Origin of the sequence: Stenotrophomonas sp. NPDC077421 (assembly GCF_049545505.1) — a bacterium.
GTDB classification, from domain to species: Bacteria; Pseudomonadota; Gammaproteobacteria; order Xanthomonadales; family Xanthomonadaceae; genus Stenotrophomonas; species Stenotrophomonas nematodicola.
This window is the reverse complement of sequence record NZ_JBMWDP010000044.1, coordinates 14,311-30,384: the sequence shown is the minus strand read 5'-3', so window position 1 is coordinate 30,384 and position 16,074 is coordinate 14,311. Positions and strand designations below refer to the sequence as shown.

Annotated in this window: 15 protein-coding genes; 3 read left to right on the top strand and 12 right to left on the bottom strand. The window is 68.5% G+C overall.

The window, feature by feature from the left end; translation table 11 throughout:
• Window positions 1-155: 155 nt before the first annotated feature.
• Together ACPEH1_RS18090 and ACPEH1_RS18085 are read right to left on the bottom strand one after the other, a co-directional pair.
• On the bottom strand, window positions 156-536 hold the full coding sequence (locus ACPEH1_RS18090) for a VanZ family protein (RefSeq protein WP_246864022.1): 381 nt from the start codon (window positions 534-536) through the stop codon (window positions 156-158).
• Window positions 537-546: 10 nt separating this feature from the next.
• Window positions 547-1,731 (bottom strand): class I SAM-dependent methyltransferase, encoded by a 1,185-nt coding sequence (locus tag ACPEH1_RS18085; RefSeq protein WP_026070494.1) that lies wholly within the window; start codon window positions 1,729-1,731, stop codon window positions 547-549.
• A 56-nt stretch (window positions 1,732-1,787) separates the two neighbouring features.
• Here ACPEH1_RS18085 and ACPEH1_RS18080 point away from each other — a divergent pair, with 56 nt between their 5' ends.
• Window positions 1,788-2,525: a pteridine reductase gene (locus tag ACPEH1_RS18080; protein WP_017354405.1), complete on the top strand. Its 738-nt coding sequence runs from the start codon at window positions 1,788-1,790 to the stop codon at window positions 2,523-2,525.
• Between the two features lie 25 nt (window positions 2,526-2,550).
• Here the strand turns inward: ACPEH1_RS18080 and folK are convergent, their stop codons facing one another.
• Window positions 2,551-3,033: a 2-amino-4-hydroxy-6-hydroxymethyldihydropteridine diphosphokinase gene (gene folK / locus ACPEH1_RS18075; protein ID WP_153164783.1), complete on the bottom strand. Its 483-nt coding sequence runs from the start codon at window positions 3,031-3,033 to the stop codon at window positions 2,551-2,553.
• Window positions 3,034-3,117: 84 nt separating this feature from the next.
• On the opposite strand from folK, the gene ACPEH1_RS18070 reads away from it, so the two are divergent.
• On the top strand, window positions 3,118-3,852 hold the full coding sequence (locus tag ACPEH1_RS18070; protein ID WP_017354407.1) for a proteasome-type protease: 735 nt from the start codon (window positions 3,118-3,120) through the stop codon (window positions 3,850-3,852).
• 42 nt (window positions 3,853-3,894) lie between these two features.
• Here ACPEH1_RS18070 and ACPEH1_RS18065 read toward each other — a convergent pair whose 3' ends face one another.
• The 4 genes from ACPEH1_RS18065 to ACPEH1_RS18050 all read right to left on the bottom strand — a co-directional run bounded on the left by ACPEH1_RS18065 (window position 3,895) and on the right by ACPEH1_RS18050 (window position 8,241).
• Window positions 3,895-5,412, bottom strand: coding sequence for an ATP-binding response regulator (locus tag ACPEH1_RS18065; protein ID WP_287250386.1), 1,518 nt, complete (start codon window positions 5,410-5,412; stop codon window positions 3,895-3,897).
• Between the two features lie 4 nt (window positions 5,413-5,416).
• Entirely contained in the window at window positions 5,417-5,857 is a 441-nt protein-coding gene (locus tag ACPEH1_RS18060; RefSeq protein ID WP_017354409.1) for a response regulator, read from the bottom strand.
• Window positions 5,854-7,674 (bottom strand): sensor histidine kinase, encoded by a 1,821-nt coding sequence (locus ACPEH1_RS18055; RefSeq protein ID WP_017354410.1) that lies wholly within the window; start codon window positions 7,672-7,674, stop codon window positions 5,854-5,856. The genes ACPEH1_RS18060 and ACPEH1_RS18055 overlap by 4 nt, the downstream gene beginning before the upstream one ends.
• Window positions 7,675-7,872: 198 nt before the next feature.
• Entirely contained in the window at window positions 7,873-8,241 is a 369-nt protein-coding gene (locus ACPEH1_RS18050) for a BON domain-containing protein (protein WP_017354411.1), read from the bottom strand.
• Window positions 8,242-8,415: 174 nt separating this feature from the next.
• Between ACPEH1_RS18050 and ACPEH1_RS18045 the strand changes: the two genes are divergently transcribed.
• Window positions 8,416-9,459: an oxidoreductase gene (locus tag ACPEH1_RS18045; protein ID WP_017354412.1), complete on the top strand. Its 1,044-nt coding sequence runs from the start codon at window positions 8,416-8,418 to the stop codon at window positions 9,457-9,459.
• Window positions 9,460-9,468: 9 nt separating this feature from the next.
• Here ACPEH1_RS18045 and gnd read toward each other — a convergent pair whose 3' ends face one another.
• The 5 genes from gnd to lipA form a co-directional block, all read right to left on the bottom strand.
• Window positions 9,469-10,377 carry a phosphogluconate dehydrogenase (NAD(+)-dependent, decarboxylating) gene (gnd, locus tag ACPEH1_RS18040; RefSeq protein ID WP_153164785.1) on the bottom strand — a complete coding sequence of 303 codons (909 nt, stop codon included), beginning with the start codon at window positions 10,375-10,377 and terminating at the stop codon, window positions 9,469-9,471.
• Between the two features lie 3 nt (window positions 10,378-10,380).
• Window positions 10,381-11,649, bottom strand: coding sequence for a hypothetical protein (locus ACPEH1_RS18035; protein ID WP_229296504.1), 1,269 nt, complete (start codon window positions 11,647-11,649; stop codon window positions 10,381-10,383).
• A gap of 25 nt (window positions 11,650-11,674) precedes the next feature.
• Window positions 11,675-12,313, bottom strand: coding sequence for a DUF2242 domain-containing protein (locus ACPEH1_RS18030; RefSeq protein ID WP_136005120.1), 639 nt, complete (start codon window positions 12,311-12,313; stop codon window positions 11,675-11,677).
• 204 nt (window positions 12,314-12,517) lie between these two features.
• On the bottom strand, window positions 12,518-14,695 hold the full coding sequence (locus ACPEH1_RS18025) for a carboxy terminal-processing peptidase (RefSeq protein ID WP_423716149.1): 2,178 nt from the start codon (window positions 14,693-14,695) through the stop codon (window positions 12,518-12,520).
• Window positions 14,696-15,057: 362 nt separating this feature from the next.
• The gene (lipA, locus tag ACPEH1_RS18020; protein WP_017354324.1) at window positions 15,058-16,068 is read right to left on the bottom strand and encodes a lipoyl synthase; all 1,011 of its coding nucleotides are present in this window, start codon (window positions 16,066-16,068) and stop codon (window positions 15,058-15,060) included.
• Window positions 16,069-16,074: the final 6 nt, after the last annotated feature.

Genomic DNA, 16,074 nt, shown 5'->3' with positions numbered 1-16,074 from the left:
CGGGCCCCCCTCCGGCGGGGGGGGCCCCCCCCCCCCCCCCGCGGGCCGATTTTGGTTCTCGCGCCCACCCCCCGCGGGCGGCTTTTGTGGGGGCCCCCCCGGGGGGGGGGGGGGGCGGCCCGCGCCCCCCCACGACCTGCGATGGGTGCGGTGGCTTACCCGCGCAGGCGGACCAGCAGATCGCGCAGCGGGGTGAACGCGAGCGCCATACCGGCCAACACGCCGAGACTGTTGGCCAGCGCATCCATCGGGTCGGCCATGCGGTCGCGGGTCAATGCACCCTGCGCGACTTCAATGCCGATGCCCAGGCCAACCAGGCCCACCGCTGCCCATGCCAGTGGCGCACGTGGCCGGTAGATCTGGACCGCCGCCGAAGCCAGCAGGAAATACGCCAGGAAGTGCTCGACCTTGTCGCTGTTCTCCGGCAACGCCAACGGCGGTGGCGGGATCAGGCAGACAGTGACCGTGACCAGGATCGCCAGCCACCACAGCGCCAGCCACACCCGCGGCCAGCGCAATGGCTTCAACACGACGATGCCTGCCACCTCACAGGCGCCAGGTCAGGTCGCCGAGCAGGAATGCGGCCTCGAACGTCACATCGCGCTGGAAGCCCATCACCTGGAAGCGCTCACCCATTTCTGTGGGCAGGGTGAGTTTCTTGACCTGGTCGCGCAGGCGCACGCGCCCGATCTCGTCGGTGCGCGCCTCCGCCTTCTCCAGCAGCCCGTCCAGGCCGTTGCCGAGCAGGAAACTGGCCTGCGTGCAGTAGCCGGCAAGCTCGAACCCCGCCCCGGTGCCGGCCTCGGCCAGCGCGGTGAAATCCACCGACGCGGTCAGGTCCTGCAGGCCCGGCCAGCGGTAGACATCGTTGTGGACGTGGTGGCGGTAGAACGCGCGCATCGTGCCGTCGTCGCGCTCGTCCTGGTAGAACTCGTTGCGCGGATAGCCGTAATCCACGAACAGCATCGCGCCACGCTTGAGGCCGCCGGCCACCGCCTGGATCCAGTACGGCAGCTGCGGCAGCAGCTCGGACCGGTAACCGTCGGCGAAGGGCTTTTCGCGGTAGGCCTCCACGTGCCGCACGGCCGCGCCGAGCAGCGCGTCGGCCGGCTGCGCACCGCGCACGAACGCGCCCTGCGCGTCCAGCTCCACGGTTTCCTCGTAAATCATGCCGTCCTTGGCCAGGAAGCGCGGCGTGGGCAGCGCATCGATCACCTCGTTGGCGAACACCATGCCGTCCCAGTCGTCGTCGAACGGCCCGTCCAGCCATTCCACCAGCGCGAACAGCGGCGGTACCAGCGCCTTTTCCAGGCGTTCGCGCTGGCGCTCGCGCAGGTCCGCGCTGGGCTCCAGGATCGCGTAGCGGTCCGGCAGCGCATCCAGCTCCAGCATGCGCTTGAGCAGGATCTCGGCGAACGCGCCGCTGCCGCCGCCCAGTTCCAGGAACCGCGCCTGCGGGCCGAGCTGCTGCATCACCGGCGCGACCGCGTTGGCCACGGTGGCGGCGAACAACGAGCCGATTTCCGGCGAGGTGGTGAAATCGCCGGCGCTGCCGAACTTGCTGGCGCCGGCGCTGTAGTAGCCCCACCCGGGGGCGTACAGGCTCAGCTCCATGAAGCGCGCGAACGGCATGGCACCGCCATTGGCGAGGATTTCCTCACGCAGGGCGGCGGCCAGCGTCTCGCTGTGGGCCAGGGCGTCGGACTCGGGAAGGGGCAGTGGGGAATGCATGGCGCGGGCGATTGCGGTGACAATGCACAGCATAGCCGAGCAGGGAGTTACCCCCGATGACCGACACCGCGCCCGTGGCGCTGATCACCGGCAGTGCGCGCCGGATCGGCGCGGCCATCGCCCGCCAGTTCCATGCCTGCGGCTGGTCGGTGGTGCTGCACGCCCATACCTCCACCGCCGAGCTGCAGCAGATGGCCTTCGACCTGGACATGCTGCGCCCCGGCAGCGTGCTGGCCCTGCAGGCCGACCTGCGCGATGCCGACGCCCTGCCCGACCTGGTCGAGCAGACCGTGGCGCAGTTCGGGCGGCTCGACGCGCTGGTCAACAACGCCTCCAACTTCTACCCCACCCTGCTCGGCCAGATCACCGCCGAGCACTGGGACGACCTGTTCGCGGTCAACGCGCGCGCGCCGCTGCTGCTGGCCCAGGCCGCCGCGCCGCAGCTGCGCCGCCACCAGGGCAGCATCGTCAACCTGACCGATCTGCACGGTACCCAGCCGATGCGCGACCATCCGGTCTACAGCGCGGCCAAGGCGGCACTGGAAATGGTCACCCGGTCACTGGCGCTGGAACTGGCCCCCAAGGTCCGGGTCAACGCGGTGGCGCCCGGCGCGATCCTCTGGCCCGAGCAGGGCAAGGACGATTTCGCGCAGCAGGCGCTGCTGGCCCGCACGCCACTGGCCCGCACCGGCACCGTGGAGGAGATCGCCGAAGCCGTGTACTGGCTGGTCAGCGACGCCCCGTTCATCACCGGCCACACCCTGCGTGTGGATGGCGGCCGCCAGCTCACCTGACATGGGTGCCGGTCAGCGGCCGGCCCTACAGCGCCACTTCCTCGAAGCGGTCGTGGTGCTGCCCATGTGCCCGCCACAGCGTCGCCAGGTCCAGCCCGCTGACCGGGTCGATGAAGTCCGGGGCGATGTCGGCCAGCGGCTTGAGCACGAACGCGTGCTTGAGCTCGGGGCGCGGAATGCGCAGGTGGCCGGGCCCTTCCACGATCAGGTCGCCATAGAACACCACGTCGATGTCCAGGGTCCGGTCGCTGAAACGGGGGCCGCTGCGATCACGCCCGTGGGCGTCTTCCAGCGCGTGCAGCCAGGCATCCAGCGCGTCCAGCGGCAGGTCGGTCTCGATCACCACCGCGTTGTTGAGGAATGCTGGACCGTCGAAGCCGACGGCCGCCGTCCGGTAGGCCGGGGAGACGCGGATGTCGCCGAAGCGCGCGCGCAGGGCCTCCACCGCGGCGTGAAGATGCTGTTGCGGCTGCAGGTTGCTGCCCAGGCTCAGGAGCGCAGTGGTCATGGTATTCAGCGTGCGTGGGGCGAATCCACATGGTGCCGTCACGGCCACCGCATAGAATCGGGGTGCACATCATAGGACACCGACATGACCTATTGCGTCGGCATCGAGGTGAACGAAGGCCTGGTCTTCGCCGCCGATACCCGCACCAACGCCTCGCTGGATGATGTCCGCGTCCACCGCAAGCTGCATGAGTTCGAGTTTCCGGGCGAAGCGGCCCTGGTGATCATGGCCGCCGGCAACCTGGCCACCACCCAGCTGCTGATCTCGCGGCTGCGCCGGGACGTGGAGGAGCAGCGCGCGGAAAACCTGCGGGCGTACCGGCACCTGTTCGAGGTCGCCGAGTATGTTGGCCGCGTCCTGGTCGACAGCCAGGTCAATGCCACCTCGCAGGACGCCGGCCACGATGGCATCGTCACCCACGCCACCCTGATCCTGGGCGGACAGATCGCCGGCGAGCACCCGGGTCTGTACATGATCTACCCGCTGGGCAACGCCATCGCGGCCTCGCCGGAAACCCCGTTCCTGCAGATCGGCGAGTCCAAGTACGGCAAGCCGATTCTGGACCGCATCCTGCGCCCGCAGACCCGCCTGGAAGACGCGGCGCGCACCGCGATCGTGTCGCTGGATTCGACCATCCGCTCAAACCTGTCGGTGGGCCTGCCGATGGACCTGGTGCTGATCCGCGACGGCGACCTGCGCATCAGCCAGCGCATGCGGCTGGCCGGCGATTCGCCGTTGTATGCCGAAATCCACGGCAGCTGGTCGCACAAACTCGAGCAGGCCGTTGCCAGCCTGCCGGCGTTTCCCTGGGAACACTGATGCAGGTACCGGCCGCTGGCCGGCATGCCCTTGCAGACGCCCTTACGCCGTCTCCAGCGCCTCGGCCACCGAGCGGAACACCTGCTGCATTTCCAGCGGCTTGCGCAGCACGTGCACGTTGATGGCCGGCGGGAACACCGCCAGCGGCACGGTCACGTCGGCTTCTTCCAGCACCAGCGCCGGCCCTCGATAGCCAAGCGACGCCATCTCGCCGAGCAGATGGCTGGCCGAGAGCAGCTTGGAGCCGGCATCGGCGATCACCAGCGCCGGCATCGCCTCCTGCTGCATCCAGCGCAGCGCGGCCGCACCGTCGGAGGCCAGTTGCAGGTGGTAGCCCTGGCTGGACAATGCGTTGCCGAGCAGGGACAGGCGCGTGGCCTCGCCGTCCACCACCAGAATCGACTGGCCGGCACCGGCAGCGATCGGCCCGTCGATGGCCTCGTGGGGGGCCGCCAGCTCCTGCATCGGCAGCAGCAGGTCGAAGCGGGTACCCACGCCGGGGACGCTGTCCACATGGATGCTGCCGTGCGCGCCTTCGACGATGCGCTTGCACGAAATCAGGCCCAGACCGGTGCCGTTGGCCTTGGTGGTGAAGAACGGATTGAACAGGTGCGACAGGGTGTCGGCGTCCATACCGGTGCCTTCGTCGGTCACCGAGATGCGCAGCCAGTCCTCGCCCTTCCCGTCCAGGTCCGCTGCCGCGCGCAGGGTCAGGCGTCCGCCGCCGGGCATGGCCTGGATCGCGTTCAACGACAGGTTCAACAGCACCTGCTGCAGTTCGGTGTAGTTGGCATCCACCGCCAGGCCTTCCTCGGCCACGTCCAGCTGCAGGGTCACCTTGTCGGGGAGGTTGCTGCGCAGCAGCAGCTCGACCGCCTCGAACAGATGGGCGATGCAGATGTGCTCGCTCGGCTTGCGCGAGCCACGCACGAAGGAGAGCATCGACTCGGCCATCTCGTGGCCGCGCCGGCCGCACTCGGCGATCACGTCGGCCAGGTGGTGCAGCTGCGGGTCCTCGGTGCGGGCCTTGAGCAGGTCCGGCATGATCAGCAGCGGCTGCAGGATGTTGCGCAGGTCGTGGCTCAGCCCGGCCGCCAGCAGCGACAGGCTTTCCAGCCGCTGGGCGCGCATCAGCTCGGCTTCCACGCGCTGGCGTTCGATGCCGCTGCGCGCCTCGCGCACGGCGCGGGCCACCGCCGACGGCAGTCGCGCCGGATGGTGCTTGATGATGTAGTCGTTGGCGCCCTGGTGCAGGGCCGCCACCGCGTTTTCCTCACCCATCGTGCCGGACACGAAGATGAACGGTACATCCGGGCAGGTGGCGCGCACGATCTGCAGGGCCTCGTTGCCGGAGAAGCCGGGCATGCTCAGGTCCGAGAGCACGATGTCCGGCAGGAAGCGCTCCAGCGCCTCGCGCAGTTCATCGGCGCTCTCGACCCGCTCGAAACTGGCCTCAAGGCCGGCATCGAGCATCTGCTCGCACATCAGTTCAGCGTCTTCCGGCGAGTCTTCGATCAGCAGGACACGCAGTGCACCCAACGCAGGGCCGGTCAGCGGCATGGGATTACTCGAGTTCCGGAGCCTGGTTGATGACGGCCCAGAACTTGCCCAGGGTCTGCACTGCGCCGAAGAACTGATCCACGTCCACCGGCTTGACGACGTAGGCGTTCACGCCCATGTCCCAGCTGCGGGCCAGATCGCTCTCCTCGCGCGAGGAGGACAGGATCACCACCGGCAGGCGCTTGAGCTCGTCGGTGTTGCGGATTTCGCGCAGCACTTCCAGGCCGTCCATGCGCGGCATCTTGATGTCCAGCAGCAGCACCGCCGGCAGACCTTCCTCGCGGTTGGCGAAGGCGCCACGACGCAGCAGGTAGTCCATCGCTTCGACGCCGTCTTCGACGTGCACGATCGGATTGGCCAGGCGGGCTTCTTTCAGCGCGTCGACCGCCATCTCGGCGTCGGCGGGGCTGTCCTCGGCAAGGAGGATGGTACGGAGTGCGGTCATGCGGCAGAGCCCTTGTTGATTGCGTCGAGTGCAGGAGGAAGGAGGAAGTGGAACGTGGCGCCCTGGTCGACCACCGACTCGGCCCAGATGCGGCCACCGTGCCGGGTCAGCACGCGGCGCACGCTGGCCAGGCCGATGCCCGTGCCTGGGTAGTCGCTGGCCTTGTGGAGCCGCTGGAACACGCCAAACAGCTTGCCGGCGTAGGCCATGTCGAAGCCGGCGCCGTTGTCGCGTACCGAGAACAGGTGGCTGCCATCGGGCTGCAGCTTGTAGTCGATCTCGATCCGCGCCGGATCCCGGGTGGAAGAATACTTGATTGCGTTGCCCAACAGGTTCAGCCAGACCTGCCGCATCATGTTCTCGTCGGACACGATGATCGGCAGCGGGGCGATCGACCACTCAACCTGCCGCTGGACGCCGCTGGCCTCGGCTTCGCTCTGCAGGTTGGCGTCCAGCATCGAGCGGGTGTCGGCGACCAGCGACTGCATGTCCACCGCCTGCAGGCGCATCGCCGCCCGACCCAGGCGCGAGTAGACCAGCAGGTCGTCGATCAGCGCGGCCATGCGCCGCGCCGAGTTGGAAATCACCCCGAGGTAATGCTGGGTCTTCTCGTCGGCCTCCTCGCCCAGGTGGCGGGTGAGCTTGTCCGAGAAGCCGGCGACGTGCCGCAACGGCGCGCGCAGATCATGCGAGACCGAATAGCTGAATGCTTCCAGTTCGCGATTGACCTCCGACACCTGCTCGACCTTGCCTTCCAGCTGGCGGTTCAGTTCCTCCACGCGCTGCTGTACCGCACGCTGCACGGTGACATCGCTGACGGTCATCAGGACGACTTCGTCGTCCTTGTCCGGCAGCGGCATGCGCCGCGCGTTGATCAGCATCGTGCGCGACACGTCGTCCGCCGTGCGCTGCTCGTGTTCGTAGTCCCACAGTTCGCGGCCACGCACCAGCACATCGGTCAGGCGCTGGCGCACCACCGCGTCCTTCCAGGCGCCATCGCCGACGGTGTCCAGCGCCATGCCGTCGGGCGAATCGGCCTCATCCAGACCGTACAGCTCGGCAAAGGCCGGGTTGTGCATCTGCACGCGCAGCTGGCGATCCAGCAGCACGATGGGTTCGCGCACCGTATGCAGCACCGAGGCCGCGCGTGCGGCCGAGCGCAGCGACTGCCGTTCGGCATTGAGGCGGTGGCCGATCTGCCGGTGCAGCAGCCACAGCACCAGGCCCAGCAGCAGCAGCTGCACGATCAGCGCGCTCCACGAGATAATGTCGCTCTGCCGCTGTTGCTTGACGAGGTTCGCGGTCCGCTGGGCGAGCAGATTCTCCTCGTGCTTCTGCAGGTCTTCGACCAGGTTGCGGATCGGGTAGCGGGTGGTCATGTCCTGAACCAGCTGGCGCTGGTCGGAGGTCGGCGAGGAGCGCGCCAACTGTTTGGCCAGCTCCATGCGCCGTTCCAGCATGGACTCGATGCGGCCGATGCGCACCAGCTGGTCGGGGTTGTCCTGGGTCAGCATCGCCAACTTGGACAACCGGGTGGGGATGTCGTTGGTCTGGGCCATGCGCTCGCGCAGCCCGGGCGCGTCGATGCCCTTGGACATCGTCAGCGCGGCCGATTCCACGTCGCGGACGTCGGCCTGCAGCTGGTACAGCGCAACGCCCACCTGCTGGGTATGACTCACCCACTCCATCGCATTGGCGTTTTCCTGTTGCAGCTTGCGCTGCGTCAGCCACGGCACCACGATGATGGCGATCGCCGCCAGTCCCAGTGCTGGCAAGCGCCAGCGATCCCAGATTTCATCACTGAAAACCAGTGCCATAGTCCCTCGTCAGCTCACTGTGCCGTGACTGGCCATGCGCACCCGCGGCAGGCCGTCAAGCGCGCCACACCTGCGGTGGCGGAATGGCCAATATACCGCAGCCCATGTGTGAATACGGTGGTGGACCGGGCTGATGAACGCATAAAAAAGGGCGCGCCGGATGGCGCGCCCCCTCGGGTGCGGGGATGTACCGGCCAATCAGCGGGCAGCGGCCACCTTCAGTGCGCTGGCATCGACGCGCTTGACGCCTTTGATGCCCTGGGTCACGCGGACGGCCTTGTCATGCTCGGCCTGGCTGGCCACGGTGCCACTGAGGGTGACAACACCGTTGACGGTCTCCACCTTCACTTCGGTGCCGGGGACGTTCTTGCTGGTCAGCAGGTCGGCCTTGACCTTGGTGGTGATCCAGCTGTCGGTCACCGGTTCGGCGGAGTCATGGGTGTCGGCATGGGTCATCGCCGCCGCGTCGGTGCTCTTGGGCGGGGTCTTGGCCATGACCGAGGACGTGCCCAGCACCATACCGAAGGCCAGCGAAGCAGCAAGCAGATTACGGGTAGTAAGGGTCATCTCGGATGTCTCCTGCGGGTTGGTGGGCCCAGTGTCGATGCAGCGCCGTGTGCAGCACGTCGCCGCGGCATAACGCTGCTGTGAACCGCTCAGCTTTCTGCACCGCCGTTCAGATTTCCGTGCGTCATGCGCAGCCGGTACGCTCTGCATTCCCCCTGCTTCGTGGAGTGCGACATGGCCACCGCGTTGAATATCGGGCTGATCGGCTACGGACTGGCCGGACGTGTGTTCCATGCGCCGTTGATCCGGCACACGCCCGGCCTGGTGCTGCACGGCATTGCCAGTTCGCGGCGCGACCAACTGCTGCGCGAGTTCACCGACGTGCGCATCTGCGCCGATCCGCAGCAGCTGTTCGATGATCCCGCGGTGGATGGCGTGGTGATCGCCACGCCGAACGACACCCACGCGCCGCTGGCCCATGCCGCGCTGGCCGCAGGCAAGCATGTACTGGTGGACAAGCCGTTCGCGCTGTCGGTGGCCGAGGCCGACGCCCTGCTGCAGGCGGGGCTCGCCGCCGAGCGCGTCATCACCGTATTCCACAACCGCCGCTACGACGCCGATTTCCTGACCCTGCGCCAGCAGGTGGCCGAAGGCTGTCTGGGCGAGATCGCCGAGTGCCACTCGCATTTCGACCGATACCGGCCGCAGGTACGCGACCGCTGGCGCGAAGGCGACGGCCCCGGTGCCGGGTTGTGGATGGACCTGGGCCCGCACCTGCTCGACCAGATGCTGCAGCTGTTCGGCTGGCCGCAGGCGATCAGCGTGGATCTGCTGGCGCAGCGCGCGCACGCGCGCAGCGACGACTACGTCCATGCCGTGCTGCATTACCCGCGACACCGCGCGATTCTGCACGCCGGCTCGCTGGTGGCCGCCGGCACGCCGCGCTTTGCCGTGCATGGCAGCGCCGGCAGCTGGGTCAAGGAAGGGCGCGATGTGCAGGAAGACCAGCTGCGCCGCGGCATCGCGCCCGGTGCCCCGGGCTGGGGCATCGACCCGGTGCATGGACACCGGGTGGTGGTCGATGCCGAAGGGCACGCGCACCGCAGCAGCGTGGACAACCTGCCGGGCGACTACCGCGCCTGCTACGCCGCCTTCCGCGACGCGATGCTGGGCCAGGGCGAACCGCCGGTCACCGCCGCGCAGGTGATGCAGGTGATGCGCCTGCTCGATGCCGGCCAGCGCAGCGCCGCGCACGGCGCGCGCATCGCCCTGGAGTGAACCGCCGGCTCACCCCTTCGGGTGGATGGCGTGGCCACCGAACTCGTTGCGCATCGCCGCCAGCAGGCGGTCGCTGAAGGAGTTCTTGTCACGCGAACGCAGGCGCTCCAGCAGCGACAGCGTGATCACCGGCGCCGGCACGTCCAGGTCGATCGCCTCGGCCACGGTCCAGCGGCCTTCACCGGAGTCCTCCACGTACGGCGCGATGCCGTCCAGCTGCGGGTTGCGGCCCAAGGCATCGGCGCTCAGGTCGAGCAGCCAGGAGCGCACCACGCTGCCGTGCTGCCAGGCCCTGGCGACCTCGGCCAGATCCAGGTTGAACTCGGACTTGTGCTGCATCAGCGCGAAGCCTTCGGCGTAGGCCTGCATCATGCCGTACTCGATGCCGTTGTGGACCATCTTGCAGAAGTGGCCGGCACCGCTGGGACCCACATGCGCCCAGCCGCGATCGGCCGCCGGCGCGAGCGTGCGGAAGATCGCGCCGACGCGCTCCACGGCCGCCGCATCGCCGCCGATCATCAGGCTGTAGCCCTCCTGCAGGCCCCACACCCCCCCGCTGGTCCCGCAGTCCAGGTAGGTCACACCGTCGGCCAGCAGCTGCGTGGCGCGGCGCATGGAATCCTTGTAGTACGAATTGCCGCCGTCGATGACTACATCGCCCTCGGCCAGATGCGGGGCGAGCGACGCCAGCGTCTGGTCCACCACCTCGCCGGCCGGCACCATCAGCCACACCACGCGCGGCACCGGCAAGGCGGCCAGCGCATCGGCGACCGCCGCGGTGACCTCGATCCCGCGTGCGGCCGCGCTGGCACGCGCGCCTTCACCGGGGTCCACGCCGATCACGCGGTGCCCGCCGCGCTGCAGCCGTTCGGCCATGTTGGCGCCCATGCGCCCCAGTCCAATCATTGCAATGTCCATCGATCACCTTTGCTCAGCTTGCGAATTCGTGTGGGGAGCCGGCACCCCGGCCGCGCACTGCCGCAGGCGTGCGTCGATCCAGCGCCGGTACAGCGTGGTATGCAGGTTGTGCAGCCCCAGCTCGATCGCGAACGGTGTGCGCGGATTGCGGTCGAGCAGGCGGGCCACGTGATACCCGATGGGACGTATACCGCGTGGGTGCACATAAATCAGGAACTCCCGGTAGAACGGATCGTCCAGCAGGGCGTCCAGTTCAGCCAGCAGCGCCCGCTTCTCCTCCGGCACCTCCCGCCGCGCGATCGGGTCACGCTCGATCAGCAGCCGCTCGAAGCGGCGTGGGCCAGGACCGGGCAACTGCGTGGCCAGCGTCCAGATGCGTCGGTTGACCGCGTCGTAGTGGGCAAAGCCGCCGTGCGTGCGCAGCGCGCGCGCCGCCGCATCGCCGACGTCCACCACCATGAAGTTCTCGGCCTGGTTGTTGATGTCGTCCAGATACTGGCGGTCGAACACGTGTTCGATGAATCCCGGTGCGCCAACGAATGCCTGCCGCCCGCGCTGCGCGGTCCGTCGCGCCTTGCCGTCGGCGAAGAACCGGCCGGCATGCCGGCCCAGCAGGATGCTGTCGGTCTGGTGCAGGGTCAGGAAGGTCCCGATCGACAGCTCACCCGGAGCGAACTCCGCATCGAAGGCGGCATCGCCGTACAGCTCGCGCTGGGTCGCCAATTGGGCAACCTGGCGCCCTACCCCGCATTCGGCGCGTACGCGGCCGGTGTAGAACGCGTCCAGCGCCGCGCTGTTGCCGGCCGCCGGCTGGTAGCCGCGGCCGAAGCTGCGGAAACCCGCCCATCCCTGCGCCTGCGCGCCACGCGCGCCGAAGCCGATCCAGCCGAGCTGCAGCGCGGAAAAGCGGAAGCCGTCGTTCGCCTCCAGGCGGGTGGCGGCACGTCTCGCGGCCTGGCCCAGCGGAAACGCATAGGCGCAGACCGTGGCCGGGTCCTCGAACAGGTCCTGCAGCACGCTGTCACGCTGGGCCTCGCTCCAGCGCGCGGGGATCTGCACGCGCAGGTCGCCGGCGGCCTGCGCCTGGGCGAGGTCGGCGCGCTCGCAGACCGGGCCACCGTGCACGACGGGCTCGGCAATATCGGCCACGTCGATGCGCCACCCCAGTTCGGTCAGCAGCGCCTGCGCGCACCCGCCAGACTGGCCCGAGGCCAAGGACGGCCCGAGCAGACCTGCCAGCAGCAGGGCCCGCAGCAGCGCGCACCTGGGCATCCGCACGTTCATCCGATGCGCCCCCTCAGCCCGCGTCCGCCGGACTCTCCGCTGCCGGCACCGGCGATGGCGCCGGTTCGGGGGTGGGGGGCGCCGCAGGGCGCGGTGCCGGCACCGGCTCGACCGGGGCCGGCGGGGGCGCGGCCGCTGCCGCAGGCAGGTACTGCTGCAGGCGGTCGAAGAAGCGCTTGTAGAAATCGGCGTCCTGCACGGTGCTGCTGGCCACCTTCACCAGCGAGTCGTCGTTGCTGCCGAACGGCAGCGACACCGAGCCGATGGCGCCGACGCCGACGCTCGCCGAGGTCGGGCTCTTTTTCAGCGCATAACGGTCCTGCACCGCGCTGACGAATACCAGCGCCTGGTCGTCGCGCGGCGCACAGGAAATGCGCAGCACCAGCTGCTCGTGTTCGTCTTCGCGCGGCTGGAAGTTCTTGTTGCCTTCCACGGCATCGCTGCCGGCGCGGGCAATGGCATAGCCCTGGCTCAGCAGCGTGCGCCGCGCCGCCTCACAGGCATGCGCCGCATCACCGGGTACGCTGCGCGAATAGGTATCCCCGGAATCGAAGGATTCGCGGAGCAGCGTGCTGTCGGCGGCGCGACCACCGCAGGCGGTCAGGACGGACGCGGCCAGCAGGCCGGCCGGAAGTGCGTGGTACAGCCGCATGGACGCTCCTGCAGGATCAGACCCGCCCAGCATAGTCCTGCCCGCGTAAGCGCCAGGTTTACACGGCACGCATCCCGTTCTCCGCGTTGCGCCCCCATTCACCGGCGCAGCCCGCACTGGAGCCGACCGTTGGTCGGCTCGCGCGCGGTGTGTCTGTGACGGGGCGGAGAGCAGCCGGCCACCGCCGGGCGCTCCCCTTCGTCGTCAATCGGCCCAGCGGCCCACGGCCGTGGACTGCGGCAGCACCTGCGCCGACAGCGGGCGGTCGGCTTCCAGCAGGTTCACCGCGTCGGCGAGGATCGAGGCCGATTCGCGCAGCAGCGGGTCCGGACGCTTCTCGGCAGCCTTTTCGCGCGCGGCATCCTTGACGATGTCGCGCTCGTTGCCGGTCAGACCGTCATCGTTGCTGTCGTCGGCCAGCGGGTCCAGATCCAGGCCCAGTTCCTTGCGGATGGCCTGGCGCTGCTTGCGCTGGGCGTCCTGCTTCTCGCGTTCGGCACGGCGCTCGCCTTCATTGAGCGACACGTACTTCTTGGCCGCCTCGGCGCGGAACTGTGCCACGTCTTCATTCCACCACTGGAATTCCTTGTCGGCGGAGATGCGCGCGGCATGGCGGGTTTCCAGTTTGGGCAGCAGCGGGCCGAAATTGCCGTACTGGGTGTGCGGCACGGCGGCGATGCGGGTCCACGGCAGGGCGTTGTCGTAGGTGCTCTCGCCGTACTCGCTGGCATCCACGCTGGCCGGGAAGGCCAGATCCGGGACCACGCCCTTGTGCTGGGTGCTGCTGCCGCTGACGCGGAAGAACTGCGCGATGGTCAGCTTGACCTGGCCGAAGCGCTGGGTTTCTCCGCTCGGCCAGCGGTCCAGGTCCACGATGTTCTGCACCGTGCCCTTGCCGAAGGTGGTTTCACCGATCACCAGGCCACGCCCATAGTCCTGGATGGCGCCGGCGAAGATCTCCGAGGCCGAGGCCGACCCGCGGTTGATCAGCACCGCCATCGGACCGTCCCAGGCCACCGCTGCGCTGCGGTCGCTGTTGACGGTGACGCGGCCGCCGGATTCGCGCACCTGCACCACCGGGCCCTGTTCGATGAACAGGCCGGTCAGTTCGATCGCCTCGTCCAGCGAACCGCCACCGTTGTTGCGCAGGTCCAGCACCACGCCGTCGAGCTTGTCGGCCTTGAAGCCGGCCAGCAGCTTGGCCACGTCGCGGGTCGCCGAGGCATAGTCAGCCGCGTTGCGGCGACGGCCTTCGAAGTCCTGGTAGAAGGTCGGCAGCTTGATCACGCCGACCTTGCGCGCGGGCTCGCCGTCCTTGCCGGGAATGGTCAGGGTCTCGCCCTTGGCGGCCTGTTCGGCCAGGCGCACCTTCTGGCGGGTCAGCACCAGCGTGTGATGCTTGCCGTCCACACCCTCTTCGGCCGGGATGAATTCCAGGCGTACCTGTGTGTCCTTCTTGCCGCGGATCTTGGCCACCACGTCATCGATGCGCCAGCCGATCACATCTTCCAGCGGACCGGACTTGCCCTGGCCGACACCGACGATGCGGTCACCCGGCTTGAGCGTGCCGTTCACCGCAGCCGGACCGCCGGCAATGATCTCGCGGATCACCACCATGTCGTCCTGGCGCTGCAGCTGCGCGCCGATGCCTTCCAGCGACAGCGACATGGCCTGGTTGAAGTTCTCGGCCGTGCGCGGGGTGAAGTAATCGGTGTGCGGATCGACGGCACTGGTGTAGGAATTGAGGAAGAACTGGAACACGTCCTCGCCCTTCAACTCATTGACCGACTTTTCCAGCGTGGCGTAGCGCTTGTCCAGCGTCTTGCGGATCTCGGCGGCGGGCTTGCCGGCCAGCTTCAGGCGCAGCCAGTCGTTCTTGACCGACTTGCGCCACAGCTCGTCCAGTTCGGCATCGCTGGCCGCCCACGGCACGTCCTTGCGGTCGTACTCGAAGCGGTCCTGGGTGCTGAAGTCGAACTCCTGCTTGAGCAGCTTGCGCGCATACGCCACGCGTTCGCCGACGCGCTGCTTGTACACGGCAAACACCTGGAACGCCGGCTCCAGCTCGCCGCCGCGGATCGCCGTGGCGATGTTCGCTTCGAACGGCGCGAAGCGGGTGACGTCGGCCTGGGTGAAGAACTGCTTGCTGCCATCCAGCGCTTCCAGATAGCGCTTGAACACGTCCTTGGAGGTGGCCGTATCCAGTGCCCGGGGCCGATAGGCGTAACGGCTGTCCGACAACAGGCCATAGACCAGCTTGGAGGTGGTCGCCTGGTCGGCGGTGGCCGCCGACGGCAGCGCCGGCGAGTCGGCGTATGCGGCCAGCGCCAGCGGCGCGGTGAGCGCCAGGGCCAACAGGAATGCGGGGGCTTTGAATTTCATGGACGAGCTCGTGGCACCTTGCCAGGGAGAAGACTGCGTGCGGATCAGACCACACGACAGTGCCGAAAGTTGCGAGGTTTGTCATCCACCCGGCGCAACAGGGATTTCCAGCCTAAACCGGGCCCTGTAGCAAATTGTGAATGGCGCGGAGAAGACACATCGGGGCAGGACGCTGACGCGGTCGCGGCCGGTTCGGCCTGCAACGGCGCGCTCTGGACGCCGGGGGCGGCTGCCCCGGATCAGCATCGCTGGCGGCAGGGATGCCGCGATCGAGCCCCCGGGAATGGGGGTCACGGCGTGTCCTGGCCCGGGCCAGCCGTGCCCGGCCGGCCGATGGCCGCGAGGCGCCGTGGCGTCGGCGGTCAGGCGACGCCGGCGCCCTTGGCCTGCACGTCGGCGTGGTAGGACGAACGTACCATCGGGCCGGACGCCACATGGCTGAAGCCCAGCTCGTAGCCGTAGACCTCCAGCGCCTTGTAGTCCTCCGGCGTCCAGTAGCGCAGCACCGGGTGGTGGTGCGCGGTCGGCTGCAGGTACTGGCCGATCGTGATCATGTCCACGTCGTGGGCACGCAGATCGCGCATCGTCGCGCGCACCTGGTCCAGGTCCTCGCCCAGGCCCAGCATGATGCCGGACTTGGTGGCGATCGACGGATGCTGCGCCTTGAAGTTCTTCAGCAGCGTCAGCGACCACTGGTAATCCGCACCCGGGCGCACGTTGCGATACAGGTCCGGCACCGTTTCGATGTTGTGGTTGAACACATCCGGCGGATTGGTGGCCAGGATATCCAGCGCCCGCTCCATGCGGCCCTTGCCGCGGAAGTCCGGGGTCAGCACCTCGATGCGCGTGTTCGGCGACGTCGCCCGGATCGCCCCGATGCAGTCGGCGAAGTGCTGGGCACCGCCGTCGCGCAGGTCGTCGCGGTCCACGCTGGTCACCACCACGTACTTCAGGCCCATGTCGGCCACGGTCTGCGCCAGGCTGGCCGGCTCGTTGACATCCGGCGGCTTGGGCCGGCCGTGGGCCACGTCGCAGAACGAGCAGCGGCGTGTGCAGACTTCGCCCAGGATCATGAACGTTGCCGTGCCGTGACTGAAGCACTCGTGGATGTTCGGGCAGCTGGCCTCCTCGCAGACCGTCACCAGACGGTTCTCGCGCAGCTTGGCCTTCAGCGTCTGCACGGCGTTGCCCGACGGAATCCGTACACGGATCCACGACGGCTTGCGCAGCACCGGCGCGTCGGCGAACTGCACCGGCGAGCGGCCGATCTTGTCACCGCCCAGCTGTTTGACCCCGGCCTGCAACGGCGCGGCGGACGGCGTGTCGCCCTGCACGACCTGCAGGGGAATGATGCGAGCGGTGGTTTCAGTCATGGCCTT

Bases quoted from the DNA above. Each gene is read 5' to 3' on its own strand.
- ACPEH1_RS18050 (WP_017354411.1), bottom strand. From the start codon at position 8,241: ATGACCCTTACTACCCGTAATCTGCTTGCTGCTTCGCTGGCCTTCGGT.
- ACPEH1_RS18060 (WP_017354409.1), bottom strand. From the start codon at position 5,857: ATGACCGCACTCCGTACCATCCTCCTTGCCGAGGACAGCCCCGCCGAC.
- gnd (WP_153164785.1), bottom strand. From the start codon at position 10,377: ATGGACATTGCAATGATTGGACTGGGGCGCATGGGCGCCAACATGGCC.
- ACPEH1_RS18035 (WP_229296504.1), bottom strand. From the start codon at position 11,649: ATGCCCAGGTGCGCGCTGCTGCGGGCCCTGCTGCTGGCAGGTCTGCTC.
- ACPEH1_RS18085 (WP_026070494.1), bottom strand. From the start codon at position 1,731: ATGCATTCCCCACTGCCCCTTCCCGAGTCCGACGCCCTGGCCCACAGC.
- ACPEH1_RS18045 (WP_017354412.1), top strand. From the start codon at position 8,416: ATGGCCACCGCGTTGAATATCGGGCTGATCGGCTACGGACTGGCCGGA.
- ACPEH1_RS18065 (WP_287250386.1), bottom strand. From the start codon at position 5,412: ATGCCGCTGACCGGCCCTGCGTTGGGTGCACTGCGTGTCCTGCTGATC.
- ACPEH1_RS18070 (WP_017354407.1), top strand. From the start codon at position 3,118: ATGACCTATTGCGTCGGCATCGAGGTGAACGAAGGCCTGGTCTTCGCC.
- ACPEH1_RS18025 (WP_423716149.1), bottom strand. From the start codon at position 14,695: ATGAAATTCAAAGCCCCCGCATTCCTGTTGGCCCTGGCGCTCACCGCG.
- ACPEH1_RS18080 (WP_017354405.1), top strand. From the start codon at position 1,788: ATGACCGACACCGCGCCCGTGGCGCTGATCACCGGCAGTGCGCGCCGG.
- lipA (WP_017354324.1), bottom strand. From the start codon at position 16,068: ATGACTGAAACCACCGCTCGCATCATTCCCCTGCAGGTCGTGCAGGGC.
- ACPEH1_RS18030 (WP_136005120.1), bottom strand. From the start codon at position 12,313: ATGCGGCTGTACCACGCACTTCCGGCCGGCCTGCTGGCCGCGTCCGTC.
- ACPEH1_RS18055 (WP_017354410.1), bottom strand. From the start codon at position 7,674: ATGGCACTGGTTTTCAGTGATGAAATCTGGGATCGCTGGCGCTTGCCA.
- folK (WP_153164783.1), bottom strand. From the start codon at position 3,033: ATGACCACTGCGCTCCTGAGCCTGGGCAGCAACCTGCAGCCGCAACAG.